We start from the raw sequence: 19,455 nt of genomic DNA on the forward strand, positions 1-19,455 counted from the left end.
ACGGCGGATATAACAAAGGCCTGCCGAAAACGGGAGGCCTTTGTGCGGGTGCCAGCGGGCGAGGTGCAGGCGCATGGCGCCCGGGGTCAGATGATGCGTTTGAGCAGCAGATGAGCCTTGACCCGGTGGATCCGTCCCAGCAGCTTGCGCACCTGTTCCGGGTAGTCCTGGATCTGCTCCACCTGATCGAAGTGGCTGATCCGCTTGGTGTTGGCCAGGATGTTCTCCCGCTCCGCGTTGAACTGGGGACGCAGCAGGTGGCGACGATCGTGCACCAGCAGGCCGTTCTCCAGATCCAGCGCCCAGGCACGCGGGTTGAGGTTGTTGCCGGTGAGCAGGGCCCACTCGTCATCCACGAAGATCCCCTTGAGATGGTAGGAGTTGCGCTCGCAACACCAGAGCATCAGGTTGAGGCGACCGTCGTCAATGTGACGCTGGTTGCGCTCGGCAAACTTGCGCAGGTTGGTCTCGTAGAGATAGGGCAGGCCACCGATGGTGGAGAACTTCTCTTCCGGCGGAATGAAGAAGTCGTTGGCGGTCTTGTCGCCCACCACTATGGTGACTTTGCAGCCGCGCTGCAGCAGATCCTCGATATCCTTGCTCAACTCCTTGGGCGGGTTGAAGTAAGGGGTGCAGATGAAGATCTCCCGCTCGGTGGAGCGCACCAGATTGCGGATCATCAGGTTGAGCTGATTGTTGCGCTTGCCCAGACCCACCATGGGGGTGACGGCCACCTCCTGGGTGTTGACCGGCATGGTGCTGAAGCGGTACTGGCTCTGGCGCAAGCTCTGCTTGAAGCGGCGGATCGGCCCCTTCAGCTGCTTGGCGCTGGGGATGTCGCTGTGATCCAGTCGCTGCACCGCGTCGCTCTTCACGAACAGGTCATCCACGTAGTTGACCATGCTGCGGGCCAGCTCCGGGCTGGTGAGCTGGTGATAGCGGTCGAAGCGGTAGCGATCCTGCTGATGCAGGTAGATGTCGTTGAGGCTGGCGCCGGAGTAGAGCACGGTATCATCGAAGATGAAGCCCTTGAGGTGCAGCACGCCAAGCAGCTCGCGCCCCTTGACCGGCACGCCGTAGATTTCGATCTGGTGCTCGTGTTTGGCAGCCATGCTCTGATACATCAGGTGGTTGCCGCCCTGCTTGCCCTTGCCGATCAGGCCGCGCTGGGCACGGTGGAAGTCGACGAACAGTTTGATGTCGAGAGCCGGGTTGCGCTGCTTGGCGGCGTAGAGGGCGGCGAGGATCTCCCGTCCGGCCTCGTCATCCTGCAGATAGAGCGCCACCAGATAGATGCGCCGGGTGGCACTGGCGATAAGCGCAAGAATGCGGCGCTTGAAATCCTGGGCGCTGTAGAGCACTTCAAACTGATCCGCCGCGACGGCGATCTGGGGCAGGCGCGCCAGCAGTTGTCGATAATGGGCCGAAGAATGCATAGAGAAACCTGAAATCACGGGGTTAAGCGTTCCACTCGGAGCGATGAATAGGCAATTCTAACAATCTCGCCCTCTCAGCCAAAGAAAGAATCGTCAGAAAGATGAAAAAGGCCTCACAAGTGAGGCCTTTTGTCAGCTTTTCGCGTGATTACAGGAAGCTGTAGATGATCATCGCCATCATGCCGCCGGTGGTACCGATGATGGTCTCCATCACGGTCCAGGTCTGCAGGGTCTGCTTTTCGGTCAGCCCGAGGTAGCGGTTGGCCAGCCAGAAACCGGAGTCGTTGACGTGGGAGAGCACGATCGAACCGCCGCCGATGGCGATGGTGACAGCCGCCAGCTGGGCACCGTTCAGGCCGAGGGGTTCCAGCATTGGCAGTACCAGACCGCAGGCGGTCAGCATGGCGACGGTGGCGGAGCCCTGAATCACCCGTACCGCGGCCGCCAGAATGAAGGCCAGTGCGACGATGGGCAGACCGGTGTCAGCCAGCATGTTGCCAAGGGCGGCACCCACGCCGGAATCGACCAGCACCTGCTTGAAGACGCCACCGGCACCGGTAACCAGAATGATGACGCCGGCCGGCTGGATAGCGCTGTTGCAGACGCTCATCACCTCGTCACGGGACATGCCGCGGCGAATACCCAGCAGGTAGAAGGCGGCCAGACAGGCGACCATGATGGCGGTGAAGGGGTGACCGATAAACTCCAGCCAGCCGTGCAGGGTAGAGCCCGCCTCGACGAAGCGACCGACGATGGTCTTGAGGCCGATCAGCAGCAGCGGCAGACCGATGAGACCCATGGCCAGCCCGAAGGAGGGGAGGGATTTGCTGTCATCGTGGACGCTGTTCTGGGCATCGGCAGGCAGCGGCACATCGACGATCTTGCTGATGAAGTCACCGAACAGCGGGCCTGCCAGGATCAGTGCCGGTACGGCGGCGATCAGACCGAACAGGATCATGTAGCCAAAGTCGGCACCCAGCTGGGAGGCCACCAGAATGGGACCAGGTGCCGGGATCAGGAAGGCCTGGCAAGTGGCGATACCCGCCAGCAGGGCGATACCGATCTTCACCACGCTGCCGCCGCCACGACGGACGATGGCGAAGGCGACGCCAATCAGCAGCACCACGGCCACGTCGAAGAAGAGCGGCAGAGCGCAGACAAAGCCGGTCAGAGCCATGGCCCAGTTGGCGCGCTTGACGCCGAACTTGCCGAGCAGGGTGTGGGCCACCCGGTCGAGGGCGCCGGTCACTTCCATCACCTTGCCAAACATGGCGCCCAGCGCCACCACGACCGCGACGAAACCGAGGGTGCCGCCCATCCCTTTCTGGATGGTGGCGGCGATATCGGCCGGGTTCATGCCAGCGGCGAGACCCGCCACCATGGAGACCAGGATCAGGGCAACCACGGCGTGGAGCCGGGCCTTCATCACCAGGAAGAGCAGCAGCACAATCGAGCCTGCGGCCGTCATGATCAAAGAGATATCCGACATTGTTCTCTGTTCCTTGTTAGTTGTTCAGTGGCAATGCAGCAGGACTCGGTATTAGCCATAAGATTATGATTTATTTGTATATATGGCTAATCTGCCGCATCAGGCACGGGGCCGGAGAGTGTTAGTTACAGTCTGTGGCCGACTTCACATTTCTAATCGTTACCGGTAACATGTTACCGGTAACGTGCTAGATTAGAACCCATCAACAGCTGGTTTTTTGAAAAGTGGGACAGAGGTCAAATTATGGCGGGTAAGTGCATTATCGTGATGGGTGTATGTGGCAGCGGTAAATCCAGCGTGGGCCTCAAGGTGGCAGAAGCGCTGGGCGCCAAGTTCATCGATGGTGATGACCTGCACCCCAAGGCCAATATCCAGAAGATGGCTGGCGGCAACCCCCTCAACGACGAGGATCGCGCCCCCTGGCTGGAGCGTATTCGTGATGCGGCTTACAGTCTGGAGCAGAAAAACGAAGTGGGTATCATCGTCTGTTCCGCCCTCAAAAAGCAGTATCGCGACCAGATCCGTGAAGGCAACGAGTCGGTCAGCTTTATCTTCCTCGATGGCAGCCAACCGCTGATCCTCGAGCGGATGCGGGCCCGCAAGGGCCACTTCATGCGCGAAAGCATGGTACAAAGTCAGTTCGATACCCTGGAGCGCCCGGATGGCGAAGCTGGTGTATTCCACATTGATATCGACGGCACCTTCGAACAGGTGGTTGACCGCGCCGTCACAGCATTGGAGCAAGCCCGATGATTCATCAGGTAATTTCCGACGTCACTGCCCGCATCCGCGAGCGCAGTGCCGCCCGTCGTCAGGCCTTTATGGCCCGCATCCAGCGTCAGGCAGAGCAGGGCAAGACCCGCGCCGCACTGGCCTGTGGCAACCTGGCTCACGCTGTGGCCGCCTGCAGCAGTGACGAGAAGGGTCGCATCCTCGACATGACCCGCGCCAACGTCGGCATCGTCACTGCCTACAACGACATGCTGAGTGCCCATCAGCCCTATCAGGGCTATCCGGACATCATCAAGGGTGCGCTGGCCGAGCTGGGTCACAGCGCTCAGGTCGCTGGCGGCGTGCCTGCCATGTGCGACGGCGTGACTCAGGGTCAGCCGGGGATGGACATGTCCCTCTTCTCCCGCGACCTGATCGCCCAGGCGACCGCGCTGTCGCTCTCTCACAACACTTTCGATGCGACCCTGCTGCTCGGCATCTGCGACAAGATCGCCCCGGGCCAGATCATGGGGGCGCTCTCCCACGCCCATCTGCCGACCGCGTTTGTACCGGCTGGCCCGATGGCGAGCGGCATCAGCAACGACGAGAAGGTGAAGGTGCGTCAGAAGTACGCCGCCGGTGAAGTGGGTCGCGATGCCCTGCTGGAGATGGAGTGCGGCGCCTACCATGCGGCGGGCACCTGCACCTTCTACGGCACCGCCAACACCAACCAGCTGGTGTTCGAGGCCATGGGCCTGATGCTGCCGGGCTCTGCCTTCGTGCACCCGCACAGCGAGCTGCGCCATGCCCTGACCATTGAAGCGGCACGCCGCATCAGCGCCATGATCCCGGGCTCCCCGGCCTATCGCCCCCTGAGCGAAGTGCTGGACGAGCGTTCGCTGGTCAACGGTCTGGTGGCCCTGCTCGCCTCCGGTGGCAGCACCAACCACAGCATCCACATGGTGGCGCTGGCCCGCGCGGCCGGTCTGGTACTGACCTGGGATGACATCAGCGATCTCTCCGACGTGGTACCGCTGTTGGTGCGCATGTACCCGAACGGCCCGGCCGATGTGAATGCCTTCGAACAGGCGGGCGGCGTGCCCGGTCTGATGCGCCGTCTGGCCGAAGAGGGGCTGATCCACATGGATGCCACCCCGGTCTTTGGCGAGATGCAGGATTACCTCAGCCGTCCGGTGCTGGTCGATGGCCAGCTGGTATGGCAGCCGGTCGGCGAGAGCGGCGATGCGAGTGTGCTCTCTCCCACTGGTAGCGTATTTAATGCGACCGGCGGCACCAAGCTGCTGGCGGGCAATCTGGGCCGTGCCGTGGTCAAGGTCTCCGCCGTGGCTCCCGAATATCGGGTGATTGAAGCCCCGGCCCGGGTCTTCTCCTCCCAGCATGCGGTGGAAGCGGCCTACAAGGCGGGCGATCTCAATCAGGATGCCGTGATCGTGGTGCGCCACAATGGCCCGGCCGCCAACGGCATGCCGGAGCTGCACAAGCTGATGCCGGTACTCGGCAACCTGCAGAAGGCGGGTTACAAGGTGGCTCTGGTCACCGATGGCCGTCTCTCCGGTGCCTCCGGCAAGATCCCGGCCGCCATCCACGTCACCCCGGAAGCGCTGCACGGCGGGGCCATCGGCCTGCTTGCCGATGGCGATCTGCTGCGGGTGGATGCGGTAAGTGGTCGCCTCGACTGCCTGACCGATTTGAGTGGTCGCACCCAGGCCGAGATTGACCTCACTCTGGAACAAGAGGGGTGGGGCCGTGAACTGTTCAGCGTGATGCGTCGCGCAGTATCGAGCGCCGAGTGCGGCGCCACTATTTTTGACTAAGAGCCTTTGACTAAGGAAGAGCTATGCAGAACTGGAAAGTGACCCCGGCCGAGGTGTTTGCCGCCTCTCCGCTGGTACCCGTGATGGTCATCAATGAGCTGGATCAGGCCCTGCCGATGGCCAAGGCGCTGCTCGATGGCGGCATCTCTGTCTTCGAAATCACCCTGCGCACCCCGGTAGCCCTCGATGCCATCGCCCTCATCGCCAAGGCGATGCCGGATGCCATGGTCGGTGCCGGTACCGTGCTCAACTGCGCGCAGTTTGACGCAGCCGTCGCCGCCGGTGCCCGCTTCGTCATCTCCCCGGGGATGACGCCGGCCCTGCTGGCCCACGCGGCCAAGAGCACCGCGCCGCTGATCCCGGGCGTGGCTACCCCGTCTGAAGTGATGCAGGCGCTGGAAGCAGGCTACGACCACCTGAAGTTCTTCCCGGCCGAAGCGAACGGCGGCACCAAGGCGCTCTCCGCCATTGCCGCGCCGCTGCCCCAGGTGAAGTTCTGCCCCACCGGCGGTATCGGCCCGAAAAACGTGGCCGACTATCTGGCGCTCAAGTGTGTGGCCACCGTCGGCGGCTCCTGGATGCTGCCGGCCGATGCGGTCAAGAGCGGCAACTGGGAAGAGGTGACTCGCCTCTCCCGCGAAGCGGTTGAAATGGTTAAACGCTAAGCGTTAGTCGTGTAGATAAATCGAACAGGCCACCCTCGGGTGGCCTGTTCTGTTATCAGGATAAATGGGAGAAAAGGCGCCGACGGACGGTCTGCAGGGTCTCCGGATCGGGTTATGCCGCTCGGGAAGGGGCTAGCTCAGGCTCTCCCCTTCATAGAGAGAGAAGCCGATATCCTTGCAGGTCTCTGGCAAGGGGTGGCCGCTGAGGCGCGCCAGCAGCATGGTGGCCGCTTCGCGACCGATCGCTTCCCGTGGGGTGACGATACTGGCCAGCTTGGGGGTCATGGCGTGGCCGATGTCGAGGGCGTTGCTGCCAGCGATGGCGATCTGTTGCGGCACCGGGATCCACTTGGCCTGACACTGCAGCAGGGCGCCGACCGCCAGGTCATCGTTGGTACAGAACAGGCCGTCGAGGTCGGGATAGCGCACCAGCGCCTGATCCAGCAACTCGCCGCCGAGGGTAAAGGTGGAGGACTGTTCGGTCAGCAGATGCTGGCCGGTGAGGCCAAAGTCGGCCATCGCCTGATAATACCCCTCCATCCGCAGTTGGGTGCGCACGTCGAGCCGAGCCCCCAGATAGACCACCTTGCGTCGGCCCCGGCGCAGCATCTCTGATACCATGGCCCGGGCGGCGGCCTTGTGATCCATACCGACCACCATGTCGATGGGCGTCTGCGGCAGATCCATGGTTTCCACTACCGGAATGCCAGCGGTGGCGATCATCTTGCGGGTGCGCTCGGTGTGGCGGCTGTCGGAGAGGATGAGACCATCCACGTTGTAGGAGAGCAGCGAGGCGATCTGCTCCTCCTCCCGTTCCGGGCTGTAGCCGTAGTGGGCCAGCAGGGTCTGGTAACCGGCCGGGCGGGTCACCGACTCGATGCCGTGCACCACGGCGGAGAAGACCTGGTTGGAGAGGGAGGGGATCAGGATGCCGATCGCCCTGCTGGTCGCGTTGGAGAGAATGTCCGGCGCCCGGTTGGGGATGTAACCCAGCTCTTCCACCGCCGCCGCGATCCGCTCGCGCGTCCCCTCCGCCACGGTCTGCGGGTCACGCAGATAGCGGCTGACAGTCATCTTGGTTACGCCGGTCTGATCGGCGATATCTTGCAGGGTGGGGCGGCGCTTGCGGGTCGGGTTCATAGGGCTGTCCAGCATAGATGTTACATGTAACATTACCTTTTTTGGCGGCCAAAGTCAGCATATGAAACCGTATCAGGGGGAGTTTTCCGATGATTAAAGGCAAGCAGTTCGAGGGCGTGCGTTTCGAGCCGCAGGATGTGGAGGGGGGGCAGTTCTCGGGTTGCCGCTTTATCGGCTGCAACTTCTCCTGGCTGGATCTGAGCGAGAGCCGCTTCATCGATTGCAGCTTCTACGATCGCGAGAGCGAGCGGGGCTGCCTGTTGCAGGGTTGCGATCTGCGCGAGGCCAGCTTCCTGCGCTGCGATCTCACCATGGCGGATTGCAGCCGCAGCCAGTGTCTGGGGCTGGAGATGCGCGACTGTCAGGCGGTCGGCATCAACTTCAGCCACGCCAGCTTTGCCAACCAGATCACCGCCAAAAGCTACTTCTGCGAGGCCCATCTGACCGGCAACAACTTCAGTTACGCCAGCTTCGAGGGCTGTCTGCTGGAGCAGTGCGAGCTGACCGGCAACCGCTGGCAGGGGGCCAATCTGTTCGGCGCTTCGCTGGCGGGTTCCGATCTCAGCGGTTCCGAGTTTGGCCAGATAGAGTGGACCAGCTTCAAACTGCAGGGCTGCGATCTGCGCCAGTGCGATCTGCCGGGGCTGGATCTGCGCCGGGTCGACCTGCAAGGGGTGCAGATCAACGAGGATCAGCAGCAGACGTTGCTGGAGCAGATCGGCCTGGTCGTGTTCCCCTGAGTCGGCCGAAAAGAGGTAATTTTTCATCAAATGGGAGCCGCCAGTGAGTGGTCGCGCTCCTGAAACGACAAAAGCCTGCGTGATGCAGGCTTTTGTCGTGGGCGTGTGACGCGCTGGTCGGCAGGGTTAACTCAGCGCTTGGCCAGCCATTTGGTCGGGTTGATCGCCTCGCCCTGATAGCGAATTTCGAAGTAGAGGCCAGGTCTGTCCTGACCGCCACTGTCACCGACCAGTGCCACCGGTTCACCCTGTTCCACATTCTGGCCCACCTGGCGCAGCAGCGACTGATTGTGACCGTAGAGGCTCATGTAGCCCCTACCGTGGTCGATCACCAGCAGCATGCCGAAGCCGTCGAGCCAGTCGGCGTAGACCACCTGGCCCGGTGCGACCGCCTTGACCTGGGTCCCTTCGCTGGCGCCGATCAGGGTGCCTTTCCACTTCAGCTCGGCGGTGCGCGGTGAACCGTAGGAGATGAGGATCGGTCCCTGCACCGGCCAACGCAGGCTGCCATTGGTCTTGAGACCGCTGTAGTGACCGGCGCTGCTGATGCCCGAGCCGCGTTCCGGCTTGGTGCTGGCCACCTCTTCGGCAGGTTCTGCCGGTTTGACGGTTTTGTTCTGCTGGGCGGCGAGTCGCTGCTGTTCGGCACGGCGCTGCTCGGCCAGCTTGCGCTGACGCTCCTGCTCCGCCTTCAGCTTGGCCAGCCGTTCCCGCTCGGCCCGTTCACGGCGCTCCTGCTCTTCCCGCTTGCGGCGCAGCTCTTCCAGCCGGGCTTTCAGCGCTTTTTCAGCCTTGACCAGCTTGGTGAGCTTTTGCTCGTCATCCTCGACTGACTGCTGCAACTGGTTGCGCACCTTGGCCCGGCTCTGCTGGCTGGCCAGCAGGGTTTGATGGTGCTCCTGCTGTTCGCTTAGCAGGGCTTGCAGCTTGCTTTCGGTCTCTTTGGTGGCCTGCTGGTTTTTCGCCAGCTTGTCGTGGGTGGCGCGCAGGGCGTCGATGGCCTCGATGCGGGCCTTGTTGAGGTAGTCGTAGTAGTCGAGGGAGCGGCTCAGTTTGGCCGGATCCTGCTGATTGAGCAGCAGTTTGAGGTAGTCGTGGTTGCCCGCCTGGAAGGCGCTTTCCGCCTGTTTGGCCAGCAACTGCTTCTGATGTTTGGCTTGTTGTTCCAGCCCCAGCTTGTCTTTTTGCAGCGTCGCCAGCTTCTGCTGGTTCTGCTTCAGTTGTTGCCTGGTCTGGTTAAGCTTGGCGGCAGCGACCGAAATAGCCTGCTCGTCAGCCTTGAGCTGGGTATTGAGCTTGGCCAGCTCCTGCTTGCTGAGCTTGATGGTCTTCTGCTGCTCTTTGATCTGGGACTGCATGGTACCCAGCTGCTGATTGGCGGCAACCGCCTGGTCGGCGCCAAACGACAGACAAAAAAACAGCGCGCCGGCCAACAGGCCGACGCGACTGGTTTTGTGTGAAATAACTTCGCATCCCCGCATGGGGAAGGATTATTTCAGAATCATCAGGGGCTTGCCAGTCATTTCCGGCGGCACCGGCAGACCCATCAGGGTCAGCATGGTGGGGGCTAGATCGGACAGTTTGCCACCTTCAACCACCTCGGCTTTGCGACCGAAATAGATGAGCGGAACCGGCAGATTGGTGTGGGCGGTGTGGGCCTGACCAGTCTCTTCGTCCATCATCTTCTCGGCGTTGCCGTGGTCGGCAGTGATCAGGCACTCGCCACCCACTTCGGCCAGGGCGTCGGTGACGCGACCCACGCAGTGGTCAACGGCTTCACAGGCTTTGACGGCGGCATCGAACACACCGGTGTGGCCAACCATGTCGCCATTCGGGTAGTTACAGATGATGACGTCGTACTTGCCGCTTTTGATGGCAGCAACCAGCTTGTCGGTCAGCTCTTCGGAGCTCATTTCCGGCTGCAGGTCATAGGTCGCCACTTTCGGGCTGGCGACGATCTCGCGATCTTCGCCGGTGAAGCAGGACTCTTCGCCACCGTTGAAGAAGAAGGTGACGTGAGCGTACTTCTCGGTTTCGGAGATGCGCAGCTGGGTCTTGCCCTGCTTGGCCAGCCACTCACCCAGGGTGTTGACCAGGGCAGTCGGCGGGTAGGCACAGGCAGTTTTGATGTCGGCCGCATATTCGGTCAGCATCACGAAGTTCAGCGCAGGGGTGGCCGCACGGGCGAAACCGGTGAAGTCTGCGTCAACGAAGGCGCGGGTGATTTCACGGGCACGGTCGGCACGGAAGTTCATGAAAATCAGCGCATCGCCATCTTCCATCGGTGCAGCTTCGCCGATGCGGGTGGCTTTGACGAACTCGTCGTTCTCGTCGCGGGCATAGGCGGCAGCCAGTGCTTCGGTGGCGCTCTCGGCGGTGAACTCGCCCTTGCCCTGAGTCATCAGGTCATAGGCTTGCTGCACGCGATCCCAGCGGTTGTCACGGTCCATGGCGAAGTAACGGCCGATCATGGAGGCGAAACGCCCCTTGCCCAGCTTGGCGAACAGGGCATCGAACAGCTCGATGGAGGACTGGGCGGAGCGCGGCGGAACGTCGCGGCCATCCAGGAAGGCGTGCAGATAGATCTTCTCGGCGCCACGCTTGGCGGCCATTTCGATCATGCCCATGATGTGCTCTTCGTGGCTGTGTACGCCACCCGGAGACATAAGGCCCATGATGTGAACGGCTTTGCCATTGGTCACGGCAGAGTCAACGGCTTTGGCCAGCTCGACGTTCTGGAAGAAGTCGCCATCTTTGATCTCTTTGGAGATGCGGGTCAGCTCCTGATAGACAACACGACCGGCGCCGATGTTGGTGTGACCCACTTCGGAGTTACCCATTTGGCCATCCGGCAGACCGACGTCCAGGCCGGAGCCGGAGATCAGGGTGCTGGTGTAGTCACGGGTGAGACGGTCGAGGTTGGGAGTCTTGGCGGCTGCGACGGCGTTGTGCTCTTGCTTGGTGCTGTAGCCCCAACCGTCCATGATGACCAGAACCAAAGGTTTCTTAGCTGTTGACATAAGACTATGTCCTCTCGGATTGGAAAAAATGCGGGAAGTGAAACTAGCGTAATATTACTACATCTGCCGAAATAGTCACCTGATAGCCAAGGGGCGCTCTCGCGACCCTGCAAGCCACGCCCTTCCTGCCATGTCTGCTTCCCGTTGATGATGGGAGCCTGCTCGCGCTTTGCCGCCAAGATGGCTGATCTTATCAATACCCCCATGTATACTCGGGCCCTTGTCTTGGTCCCTGGATAGTAGAAGATGCAAGAGTATTTGGATTTTGCGGCCCGTAACCCGCTGCTGACCGCAGCCTGGTTGGGTCTGGCTGGCACCCTGGTTTACACCACTGTGCGTGCCCGTATGTCTCCGGTAAAAACCGTCAACAACCACACCGCTACCCTGCTGATCAACCGCGAGAACGCCACCGTGGTGGATATTCGCAGTCAGGAAGAGTACGCCAAGGGTCATCTGGCCGGTGCCCAACATCTGCCGCTGACCCAGATCCAGAGCAATAATCTGGGTCCGGTTGAAAAGCATAAAGATGCCCCCATCATAGTGGTGTGCGAGTCGGGAATGACTGCGGGCGGCGCGGGCCGTCAGCTGAGCAAAGCTGGCTTCAAGCAGGTTTATGTGCTCGGCGGTGGCATGGCCCAATGGCGTGCAGACAATCTGCCGGTAACCAAGAAACGCTGATTTAAGCAGGGCCTGAGCCCACTTATCCATATAACAAGGAATCAAACGAAATGGCTGACGAGATCAACAACCAGGAAGTACAACCGGAATTCCACATCCAGCGTGTCTACACCAAGGATGTCTCTTTCGAAGCGCCGAACACCCCGCACATCTTCCAGAAAGAGTGGCAGCCGGACGTCAAGCTGGATATGGATACCAAGACCAACATCCTGGCTGACAACGTGTACGAGGTTGTGCTGACCCTGACCGTGACTTGCAAACTGGAAACCGAAACTGCCTTCCTGTGCGAAGTACAGCAAGCCGGTATCTTCACCATCGGTAACCTGCCGGAGCCGCAACTGGCTCACTGCCTGGCTGCCTTCTGCCCGAACATCCTGTTCCCGTATGCCCGCGAAGCCGTGGCCAACATGGTGAGCAAGGGTTCCTTCCCGCAGCTGAACCTGGCACCGGTCAACTTCGATGCCCTGTTTGCCCAGCACATGGCGCAAGCACAGGCCCAGCAGGCGACTGCGGAAGCCTGATAATGGCTGACCAGATCGCTATCTCGGTCTTGGGGGCGGGGTCTTACGGCTCCGCCCTTGCCATTTCTCTGGCGCGCAACGGTCATCCGACCCTGCTGTGGGGTCATGACCCCGCCCATGTCGCCGAGCTGGAACAGGATCGCTGCAACAAGGCATTTTTGCCGGATGTCCCTTTTCCCGCCGATCTGCAGCTGACTGCGGATCTGCAACGTGCGGTACAGGCTGCCCCCGTGCTGCTGCTGGTCGTGCCGAGCCACGTATTCGGCCAGGTGCTGACTCAGGTCAAACCCTTCCTGCGCCCTGATACCCGTATCGCCTGGGCCACCAAGGGGCTGGAGCCTGACAGCGGCCGCCTGCTGCAGGATGTGGCCCGCGAGGTGCTGGGTGACGAGATACCGCTGGCGGTGATCTCCGGCCCCACCTTCGCCAAGGAGCTGGCTGCCGGTCTGCCGACCGCTATCTCGGTCGCCTCGACCCACGACGAGTTTGCCGACGATCTCTCTCATCTGCTGCACTGCGGCCGCTCGTTCCGGGTCTATACCAATCCGGATTTCGTCGGTCTGCAGCTGGGCGGTGCGGTGAAGAACGTCATCGCCATCGGTGCCGGTCTCTCCGACGGGCTCGGGTTTGGCGCCAACGCCAGAACCGCGCTCATCACCCGGGGTCTGGTGGAGATGCAGCGTCTGGGTGCCGCCCTCGGTGCCGATGCCAAAACCTTTATGGGGATGGCGGGGCTCGGGGATCTGGTGCTCACCTGTACCGACAACCAGTCGCGCAACCGTCGCTTCGGGCTGGCGCTGGGCGCCGGTAAAGATGTCGACACCGCCATGACCGAGATCGGTCAGGTGGTGGAGGGGTATCGCAACACCAAGGAGGTGCATCTGCTGGCGGCCCGCTGCGGCGTCGAGATGCCCATCTGCGAGCAGATCTTCAAGGTGCTCTACGAGGGTAAGAACCCGAAAGAGGCGGCCATCGCCCTGCTGTCGCGAGACAAGAAGGACGAGTAATCTGCCGATTGCCCATGCAAAAGGCCCCGCCAGATGGCGGGGCCTTTTCTTTGCAGCATGTTTTTGCCACAAGGGCTGTGCAAATCAGTAGTAGGAGTGGTCGCCGCGCTGGTGCTCGGTGGCGTCTTTCACCCCGTTGAGCTCGCCCGGGAACTTCTCCAGCAGCTGCTTCTCGATCCCCTCTTTCAGGGTGTAATCGACCATGGAGCAGCCGTTGCAACCGCCGCCAAACTGCAGGATGGCCAGTTTGTCCTCGGTCAGCTCGACCAGAGTGACCTTGCCACCGTGACCGGCCAGCATGGGGTTCACTTCGGACATCAACACGTACTCGATGCGCTCGATCAGCGGCGCGTCATCGGCCACTTTACGCATCTTGGCGTTCGGTGCTTTCAGAGTGAGCTGGGAGCCCATCTGATCGGTCACGAAGTCGATGGTGGCATCCACCAGGAAGGGGGCGCTCAGGGGATCGACCATGCAGTCGAAGCCGCTGAAGGGCAGGTGTTGATCTTCCGGGTCCACGGCATCGGGCGGGCAATACGATACGCCACACTCGGCATTCTGGGTTCCCGGATTGACCACAAACACCCGGATATTGGTGCCATCAGGCTGTTTTTCCAGCAGTTTACGGAAATGGGCCTGGGCGGCGTCGGAAATGCTGATCATCACTATCCTCATAAACCTGAGTGTACGACTAGGGTATTCATAATAACGCGGTTATTAATGCTTGGGTAGCATGCCGATGGCTACTTGCTGTGCCGGAGGGTACGACAGATTGCCCACACTTCTACCTTTGTGATGCCGCTCTCATGGAGCACACGGCTGAGCTGACCGGCGGTGGCGCCGGTGGTCACGACGTCGTCGAGCAGGGCAACATGGCGATAGTGGTGGGGGCGGATCTGGAATGCCCCGCGCAGATTGCGCCGCCGTTGCCCGGCGCTGAGGGTTGTTTGCTGCGGGGTCGCCTTGATGCGCTGCAGCAGGGTGTTGTCGCAGGGAATGCCGGTGAGCTCGCCAAGGGTGTGCGCGATCTCCTCCGCCTGATTGAAACCGCGTCGCCACTGCCGCCACCAGTGCAGGGGAACCGGAATGATTGCCTCCGGCGGATCGCTGCCATCCAGATGATCGGCCAGCAGGCGGGCCAGCAATGGCGCCAGCAAGATCTGGCCGGAATATTTGAGCCGGGGGATCAGCATGGGGTAGGGGGCCTGGTAGTCGCCGATCACCTGCAACCGCTCCCAGGGGGGAGGTCTGCGCTGGCAGCGGCCACAGACCGGTATGCTCTCTTCTATATAGTCTGCCAGCGGCGCGGCGCAGAGGCGGCATCTTGGCTGTGATTGGTGCAATGCTTGCCGACACCAGCTACAGAGCAGGGGCTCGTTGTCGCAAGGCTGATGACAGAGCAGGCAGCTCCCTTGCCAGTCGCCGTGGCTGCCGAGCAGCGGGCTTGCTTTAGCGAGCAGTCGCTTTAACATGCTGACCCCAAGAGCATGAACAGGGATCTTGAGTCTAGATGAGCATATCGGTAGAGCAGTTTGGCCAGGGGCCCGATCTGGTGCTGTTGCACGGATGGGGGATGAATGGTGCGGTCTGGCATGGCATTGCCCAACAGTTGGCGTCCCATTATCGGGTTCATCTGGTGGATTTGCCCGGCTTTGGCAACAGCCCGCTGGCAGATGAGGTGGATTACAGCCTGCCCTGGCTTGCCGAGCAGGTGGCCACCATCTTGCCGCAGAAGTGCCATCTGCTTGGCTGGTCGCTCGGCGGTCTGGTGGCAAGCCAGCTGGCGCTGACTCATCCCGAGCGGCTGCACTCCCTCGTCACCGTGGCCAGCTCCCCCTGTTTCATGGCCCACGATGAGTGGCCGGGGATCGCTCCCAAGGTATTGACCGGTTTCAACCAGATGCTGGCGGGAGATTTTCGTCAGACCATAGAGCGTTTTCTGGCGATCCAGGCGATGGGCAGCGAACATGCCCGGGACGACATCCGTCAGTTGCGCCACTGGCTGGCCGAGCGTCCGGCGCCGCAGTTTGCCGCACTCGAGGCCGGGCTGAAGCTGTTGGCCGATATTGACCTGCGCGAACCGCTGCGGGAGCTGGATCTGCCCTGGTTGCGGATCTATGGCCGACTGGATTCATTGGTGCCCAAGGCAGCCATTCCCCTGCTGGATGATCTCTACCCTGCCAGCCGCTGCGTGACCCTCAATAAGGCCTCACACGCACCTTTTATCTCCCACCCTGACGAATTCATTGAAATCGTTCGAGATTTTGTTGGCTAAAAAACAGCCGGCAAGCTTCATTAATCCTCTGGTCTGGCGGATAATTAAGCTGTGACCAGAGGAGTAACACCATGCGTATTGATTCAGCCTTCAACAGCGGGGTACAGGGATTTCAGCGAGCCGAGCAGATTGCCGACAAGGCATCCAATCAGATCGCCCGCCTCAACACACCCAGCGGTGATCAGGTGCAAGTGACCGATGAACTCGTCAATCTCAAGGTGGCCGAGCAGCAGGCTGGCGCTTCCGCCAAGGTAGTGCAGACCGCCAGCGATATGATGGGAACCCTGATCGACATCCGGGTGTGAGATGAACATCAATGTCAGTCTGCCCCCCCTTATTCCGACGCAGCTGCAACCCCAGGTGGAAGCGGCCAGGACGGATAATCGCCGGGCAGAACTGATCCCGCAGGCCCGTGGGGGTCAAGCCTCCGTTGCCGAATCCGAAGTCGGCTCCCAGAAAGAGAAATCCAAGGCCAGCCAGGCTGCTAACAGTAATCCTGCCACTCAAAGTAGCCGTGAAGGCAGTCAGCCCCCGGTCCAAAATCCCCTCGATCACCGCTTTGTCGAGGCGACCGGTGAAGAGAGTCAGCGCAAGCAGCAAGATCCCAAACAGCAGGAGCAGCAGCAAAGGCACGAAAAACAGGTGCAGGATCTGGCTGATCGGGACAAGGAGGTACGGACTCACGAGCAGGCTCATCAGTCTGTTGGTGGTGGTTATGCCGGTTCCCCTACCTATCAATTCTCGGTTGGCCCTGATGGCAAGCAATATGCCACTGGTGGTTCAGTATCGATAGACACCTCTGAAGTACCCGGAGATCCCTCCGCCACCATTGCCAAGATGCAACAGATACGTGCAGCTGCGCTGGCCCCTGCCGAGCCCTCCGCTCAAGACCTGTCAGTCGCGCGCAGTGCGGCCGCGAATGAGGCTAAGGCTCGTAAAGAGCTGATCGCCGAGCGCAGCAATAGTACGGACGGGGTACTGAGTGCTTACATGGACAAGCGTAATCAAGTGATTGCAGGTCGTTATCAGCACGCAGTCAGCCCCGCCACGACCCAGTCCCTCAGCCTGCATGTCTGAGTCAATATGACCAAACTTTCGTCAGCTCTGTTCGTTTTGCATCTAATCTGAAGATCAGTCCCACCCTATTTCACAGGAGCTGTCATGCATTTCGACGAAGTCAAAGCGGAAGATTTCACAACCTTCTCCCGTGTGCCACCACCCCACTTGCAGATGGAGCAGTTTCTGATGCAGCTCGGAGGGGGTGGGACAGAAGGGACCAGTTTCAAGAAAAAAGTGATGCTGGCGGCTGGCTGGAGCCATACTGGCGTCGTCTCTTACGGCAAGTATCCGCAAGAGGCCTGCAAGGCATTCAATCGGCTGCGGGAGGTGCTGGCCCAGCATGGAGAGCCCGAGAGCATTCTCGCCGCCCTGGCGCAGTAATCCTGAGCTTCGCTGGTAAAAAAGCCCCTTGCGGGGCTTTTTGCATGTAGAGCGCTGCTGGAAGGCTTCGTTACTTTTTCGCTTTGGAGAGCGCCGCCGCGAAGGCGCTACCCATGGCGCCACCCATAGGGGCGCTTTGCCGCGGCTCATTTCTTGGCTTGGCGTTGCCAGCGCTACTGGTGCGCGCTTCAGCCGGCTTGCGGGCAGGTTGCCCCGCTTTCTCGTCGAGGCGCATGGTCAGGCTGATCCGCTTGCGCGGGGCGTCCACTTCCAGCACCTTGACCCGCACGATGTCGCCTGCCTTGACCACCTCGCGGGGATCCTTGACGAAACGGTCGGTCAGGGAGGAGATGTGCACCAGCCCGTCCTGATGAACACCGATGTCGACGAAGGCGCCGAAATTGGTGACGTTGGTGACCACCCCTTCCAGCACCATCTCGGGCACCAGGTCGCTTAACTTCTCCACCCCTTCCTTGAAGGTCGCGGTTTTGAACTCGGGGCGCGGATCGCGGCCCGGCTTGTCCAGCTCGCCGATGATGTCGGTGACGGTAGGGACGCCGAATTGCTCATCGGTGTAGTCAGCCGGTTTCAGGCTGCGCAGCAGGCTGCTGTTGCCGAGCAGGCTCTCCACGGTTTGCTCCAGCTTGGCGAGGATCCGCTCCACCACCGGATAGGACTCCGGGTGTACCGCCGAGCTGTCGAGGGGGTTGCTGCCGCCGCGAATGCGCAGGAAGCCGGCGCACTGTTCGAAGGCTTTGGGGCCGAGGCGGCTGACCTTCAGCAGTTGCTGACGGCTCTTGAAGGCGCCGTTTTCATCCCGGTAGGCGACGATATTCTGGGCCAGCGTCTGGGATAGGCCGGAAACCCGGTTGAGCAGGGCGACCGAGGCGGTATTCACATCGACCCCGACCGCGTTCACACAATCTTCGACCACGGCATCCAGTCGACGAGCCAGCTGGCTCTGGCCGACGTCGTGCTGATACTGGCCCACCCCGATACTCTTGGGGTCGATCTTGACCAGCTCTGCCAGCGGGTCTTGCAGGCGGCGGGCGATGGAGACGGCACCACGGATCGAGACGTCGAGATCCGGGAACTCCTGAGAGGCGAGCTCGGAGGCGGAGTAGACCGAGGCTCCCGCTTCGCTCACTACTATCTTCTGCGCCTTGGCGGCGGGGTAGCGTTCGAACAGGTCGCTCACCAGTCGGTCGGTCTCCCGCGAGGCGGTGCCGTTGCCGATGCTGATGAGCTCGACCTTGTGTTTCTGGCACAGCTCACTCAGGGTCTTGAGGCTCTGATCAATCTGGCGTTTCGGTTCGAACGGATAGATGGTGGCGTGATCGACCAGTTTGCCGGTGGCATCCACCACGGCTACCTTGACCCCGGTGCGGATGCCCGGATCCAGCCCCATGGTGCAGCGCATGCCCGCCGGGGCCGCCATCAGCAGATCCTTGAGGTTCATGGCGAACACTTTGATCGCCTCCTCCTCTGCCGACTCGCGGATGCGACCGATCAACTCGGTCTCCATCTGCAGGGATAGCTTGATCTTCCAGGTCCAGCTCACCACCCCTTGCAGCCACTTGTCGGCCGGGCGGTTCTGCAGATTGAGCTTGAGGTGGTGGGCAATGATCCCTTCGCAGGGGCTGGCACTCTCATCGTCACCGGTGACCAGCGCCAGATTGAGGATCCCCTCATTGCGCCCACGCAGCATGGCCAGCACCCGGTGGGAGGGGGCCTTGTGCAGCGGCTCGTCGTGTTCGAAGTAATCTTTGAACTTGGCCCCTTCCTGCTCCTTGCCTGCCACCACGCGGGCGCGCAGGGTGGCGTTCTGCCACAGGTAGTCCCGCAGCTTCTCCAGCAGGTCGGCCTGCTCGGCGAAGCGCTCCATCAGGATATAGCGGGCGCCATCGAGAGCTGCCTTGCTGTCGGCAATCCCCTGTTCGGCATTGAGGAAGGCGGCGGCCGCTTGCTCGGGATCCTGCATCGGGTCGGTGAGCAACAGGTTGGCCAGCGGTTCCAGCCCCGCTTCGATCGCCATCTGCCCCTTGGTGCGGCGCTTGGGTTTGTAGGGGAGGTAGAGATCTTCCAGCCGGGTCTTGCTGTCGGCGCCGTTCAACTCGCGCTTCAGTTCGGGGGTCAGCTTGCCCTGCTCCTCGATGGAGCGAATGATCACCTGACGGCGATCTTCCAGTTCACGCAGATAGCCGAGGCGGCTCTCCAGAGTACGCAGCTGGCTGTCGTCCAGACCGCCAGTCACCTCTTTACGGTAACGGGCGATAAAGGGCACGGTCGAGCCTTCATCCAGCAGGCGCACTGCAGCCTGCACCTGCTCCGGGCGAGCATTGAGCTCACCGGCAATCTGATGTTCTATTACGTGGCTTTGCATCGAAGATCTCTTGGTCGGGTCCTGGTCAACGGATTGGCGCGGGGCGATATCACCGTACAGGGGGTCTGTCCTGGCGGAACTCAAGGTACCACCAGGCCACTGCCGCGCGGGCCGG

The 19,455-nt window shown here is 61.3% G+C and carries 19 protein-coding genes; 11 read left to right on the forward strand and 8 right to left on the reverse strand.

The annotated features are described in order from the left end of the window. Positions 1-86: 86 nt before the first annotated feature. Both pssA and gntU read right to left on the reverse strand, forming a co-directional pair. Complete coding sequence (gene pssA, locus LD28_RS0120875; RefSeq protein ID WP_033138817.1) at positions 87-1,436, reverse strand: CDP-diacylglycerol--serine O-phosphatidyltransferase; 1,350 nt, start codon at positions 1,434-1,436, stop codon at positions 87-89. A gap of 148 nt (positions 1,437-1,584) precedes the next feature. Next, positions 1,585-2,925, reverse strand: a complete 1,341-nt coding sequence (gene gntU, locus LD28_RS0120880) for a gluconate transporter (protein WP_033138818.1) — start codon at positions 2,923-2,925, stop codon at positions 1,585-1,587. A 243-nt stretch (positions 2,926-3,168) separates the two neighbouring features. On the opposite strand from gntU, the gene LD28_RS0120885 reads away from it, so the two are divergent. Genes LD28_RS0120885 through LD28_RS0120895 form a run of 3 tightly spaced genes read left to right on the forward strand, consistent with a single transcriptional unit; the run spans position 3,169 to position 6,136 of the window. Further along, positions 3,169-3,678: a gluconokinase gene (locus LD28_RS0120885; RefSeq protein ID WP_033138819.1), complete on the forward strand. Its 510-nt coding sequence runs from the start codon at positions 3,169-3,171 to the stop codon at positions 3,676-3,678. Beyond that, positions 3,675-5,471, forward strand: coding sequence for a phosphogluconate dehydratase (gene edd / locus LD28_RS0120890; RefSeq protein ID WP_033138820.1), 1,797 nt, complete (start codon positions 3,675-3,677; stop codon positions 5,469-5,471). The genes LD28_RS0120885 and edd overlap by 4 nt, the downstream gene beginning before the upstream one ends. A gap of 23 nt (positions 5,472-5,494) precedes the next feature. Continuing rightward, positions 5,495-6,136: a bifunctional 4-hydroxy-2-oxoglutarate aldolase/2-dehydro-3-deoxy-phosphogluconate aldolase gene (locus LD28_RS0120895; RefSeq protein WP_033138821.1), complete on the forward strand. Its 642-nt coding sequence runs from the start codon at positions 5,495-5,497 to the stop codon at positions 6,134-6,136. Between the two features lie 132 nt (positions 6,137-6,268). Here the strand turns inward: LD28_RS0120895 and LD28_RS0120900 are convergent, their stop codons facing one another. Beyond that, a complete protein-coding gene (locus LD28_RS0120900) occupies positions 6,269-7,276 on the reverse strand; it encodes a substrate-binding domain-containing protein (protein WP_033138843.1) in 1,008 nt (335 codons plus the stop codon). Between the two features lie 89 nt (positions 7,277-7,365). On the opposite strand from LD28_RS0120900, the gene LD28_RS0120905 reads away from it, so the two are divergent. After that, positions 7,366-8,016, forward strand: a complete 651-nt coding sequence (locus LD28_RS0120905; RefSeq protein WP_033138822.1) for a Qnr family pentapeptide repeat protein — start codon at positions 7,366-7,368, stop codon at positions 8,014-8,016. Positions 8,017-8,147: 131 nt separating this feature from the next. On the opposite strand, the gene envC is transcribed toward LD28_RS0120905, so the two are convergent. After that, the gene (envC, locus tag LD28_RS0120910; RefSeq protein ID WP_033138823.1) at positions 8,148-9,497 is read right to left on the reverse strand and encodes a murein hydrolase activator EnvC; all 1,350 of its coding nucleotides are present in this window, start codon (positions 9,495-9,497) and stop codon (positions 8,148-8,150) included. Between the two features lie 9 nt (positions 9,498-9,506). Further along, complete coding sequence (gene gpmM, locus LD28_RS0120915) at positions 9,507-11,036, reverse strand: 2,3-bisphosphoglycerate-independent phosphoglycerate mutase (RefSeq protein ID WP_033138824.1); 1,530 nt, start codon at positions 11,034-11,036, stop codon at positions 9,507-9,509. 246 nt (positions 11,037-11,282) lie between these two features. On the opposite strand from gpmM, the gene LD28_RS0120920 reads away from it, so the two are divergent. The 3 genes from LD28_RS0120920 to gpsA are packed head-to-tail and all read left to right on the forward strand — an operon-like array spanning position 11,283 to position 13,242. Beyond that, a complete protein-coding gene (locus LD28_RS0120920; RefSeq protein ID WP_033138825.1) occupies positions 11,283-11,714 on the forward strand; it encodes a rhodanese-like domain-containing protein in 432 nt (143 codons plus the stop codon). Positions 11,715-11,764: 50 nt separating this feature from the next. Next, entirely contained in the window at positions 11,765-12,235 is a 471-nt protein-coding gene (gene secB / locus LD28_RS0120925) for a protein-export chaperone SecB (RefSeq protein WP_033138826.1), read from the forward strand. A gap of 2 nt (positions 12,236-12,237) precedes the next feature. Further along, complete coding sequence (gene gpsA / locus LD28_RS0120930) at positions 12,238-13,242, forward strand: NAD(P)H-dependent glycerol-3-phosphate dehydrogenase (RefSeq protein WP_033138827.1); 1,005 nt, start codon at positions 12,238-12,240, stop codon at positions 13,240-13,242. An 84-nt stretch (positions 13,243-13,326) separates the two neighbouring features. Here gpsA and nfuA read toward each other — a convergent pair whose 3' ends face one another. After that, positions 13,327-13,905 (reverse strand): Fe-S biogenesis protein NfuA, encoded by a 579-nt coding sequence (gene nfuA, locus LD28_RS0120935; RefSeq protein WP_005340636.1) that lies wholly within the window; start codon positions 13,903-13,905, stop codon positions 13,327-13,329. 80 nt (positions 13,906-13,985) lie between these two features. After that, positions 13,986-14,714: a ComF family protein gene (locus tag LD28_RS0120940; protein ID WP_033138828.1), complete on the reverse strand. Its 729-nt coding sequence runs from the start codon at positions 14,712-14,714 to the stop codon at positions 13,986-13,988. A 38-nt stretch (positions 14,715-14,752) separates the two neighbouring features. Here LD28_RS0120940 and bioH point away from each other — a divergent pair, with 38 nt between their 5' ends. From bioH to LD28_RS0120960, 4 genes are all read left to right on the forward strand, one after another. Continuing rightward, a complete protein-coding gene (bioH, locus tag LD28_RS0120945; RefSeq protein ID WP_033138829.1) occupies positions 14,753-15,517 on the forward strand; it encodes a pimeloyl-ACP methyl ester esterase BioH in 765 nt (254 codons plus the stop codon). 71 nt (positions 15,518-15,588) lie between these two features. Continuing rightward, complete coding sequence (locus LD28_RS0120950; RefSeq protein ID WP_005340632.1) at positions 15,589-15,822, forward strand: flagellar basal body rod C-terminal domain-containing protein; 234 nt, start codon at positions 15,589-15,591, stop codon at positions 15,820-15,822. A 1-nt stretch (position 15,823) separates the two neighbouring features. Then, positions 15,824-16,594 (forward strand): putative metalloprotease CJM1_0395 family protein, encoded by a 771-nt coding sequence (locus tag LD28_RS0120955; RefSeq protein ID WP_033138830.1) that lies wholly within the window; start codon positions 15,824-15,826, stop codon positions 16,592-16,594. Between the two features lie 84 nt (positions 16,595-16,678). Then, on the forward strand, positions 16,679-16,957 hold the full coding sequence (locus tag LD28_RS0120960) for a hypothetical protein (RefSeq protein ID WP_005340630.1): 279 nt from the start codon (positions 16,679-16,681) through the stop codon (positions 16,955-16,957). A gap of 70 nt (positions 16,958-17,027) precedes the next feature. Here LD28_RS0120960 and LD28_RS0120965 read toward each other — a convergent pair whose 3' ends face one another. After that, the gene (locus LD28_RS0120965) at positions 17,028-19,340 is read right to left on the reverse strand and encodes a Tex family protein (protein ID WP_033138831.1); all 2,313 of its coding nucleotides are present in this window, start codon (positions 19,338-19,340) and stop codon (positions 17,028-17,030) included. Positions 19,341-19,455: the final 115 nt, after the last annotated feature.

The sequence above is a fragment of the Aeromonas finlandensis genome, from assembly GCF_000764645.1.
Classification (GTDB): Bacteria; Pseudomonadota; Gammaproteobacteria; order Enterobacterales; family Aeromonadaceae; genus Aeromonas; species Aeromonas finlandensis.

Excerpts from the sequence above, each read along its gene's own strand:
- LD28_RS0120905 (WP_033138822.1), top strand. The coding sequence starts at position 7,366 with ATGATTAAAGGCAAGCAGTTCGAGGGCGTGCGTTTCGAGCCGCAGGAT.
- LD28_RS0120955 (WP_033138830.1), top strand. The coding sequence starts at position 15,824 with ATGAACATCAATGTCAGTCTGCCCCCCCTTATTCCGACGCAGCTGCAA.
- gntU (WP_033138818.1), bottom strand. The coding sequence starts at position 2,925 with ATGTCGGATATCTCTTTGATCATGACGGCCGCAGGCTCGATTGTGCTG.
- edd (WP_033138820.1), top strand. The coding sequence starts at position 3,675 with ATGATTCATCAGGTAATTTCCGACGTCACTGCCCGCATCCGCGAGCGC.
- pssA (WP_033138817.1), bottom strand. The coding sequence starts at position 1,436 with ATGCATTCTTCGGCCCATTATCGACAACTGCTGGCGCGCCTGCCCCAG.
- LD28_RS0120960 (WP_005340630.1), top strand. The coding sequence starts at position 16,679 with ATGCATTTCGACGAAGTCAAAGCGGAAGATTTCACAACCTTCTCCCGT.
- LD28_RS0120965 (WP_033138831.1), bottom strand. The coding sequence starts at position 19,340 with ATGCAAAGCCACGTAATAGAACATCAGATTGCCGGTGAGCTCAATGCT.
- gpmM (WP_033138824.1), bottom strand. The coding sequence starts at position 11,036 with ATGTCAACAGCTAAGAAACCTTTGGTTCTGGTCATCATGGACGGTTGG.
- nfuA (WP_005340636.1), bottom strand. The coding sequence starts at position 13,905 with ATGATCAGCATTTCCGACGCCGCCCAGGCCCATTTCCGTAAACTGCTG.
- LD28_RS0120950 (WP_005340632.1), top strand. The coding sequence starts at position 15,589 with ATGCGTATTGATTCAGCCTTCAACAGCGGGGTACAGGGATTTCAGCGA.
- LD28_RS0120940 (WP_033138828.1), bottom strand. The coding sequence starts at position 14,714 with ATGTTAAAGCGACTGCTCGCTAAAGCAAGCCCGCTGCTCGGCAGCCAC.
- LD28_RS0120920 (WP_033138825.1), top strand. The coding sequence starts at position 11,283 with ATGCAAGAGTATTTGGATTTTGCGGCCCGTAACCCGCTGCTGACCGCA.
- bioH (WP_033138829.1), top strand. The coding sequence starts at position 14,753 with ATGAGCATATCGGTAGAGCAGTTTGGCCAGGGGCCCGATCTGGTGCTG.
- LD28_RS0120900 (WP_033138843.1), bottom strand. The coding sequence starts at position 7,276 with ATGAACCCGACCCGCAAGCGCCGCCCCACCCTGCAAGATATCGCCGAT.
- LD28_RS0120895 (WP_033138821.1), top strand. The coding sequence starts at position 5,495 with ATGCAGAACTGGAAAGTGACCCCGGCCGAGGTGTTTGCCGCCTCTCCG.
- LD28_RS0120885 (WP_033138819.1), top strand. The coding sequence starts at position 3,169 with ATGGCGGGTAAGTGCATTATCGTGATGGGTGTATGTGGCAGCGGTAAA.
- secB (WP_033138826.1), top strand. The coding sequence starts at position 11,765 with ATGGCTGACGAGATCAACAACCAGGAAGTACAACCGGAATTCCACATC.
- envC (WP_033138823.1), bottom strand. The coding sequence starts at position 9,497 with ATGCGGGGATGCGAAGTTATTTCACACAAAACCAGTCGCGTCGGCCTG.
- gpsA (WP_033138827.1), top strand. The coding sequence starts at position 12,238 with ATGGCTGACCAGATCGCTATCTCGGTCTTGGGGGCGGGGTCTTACGGC.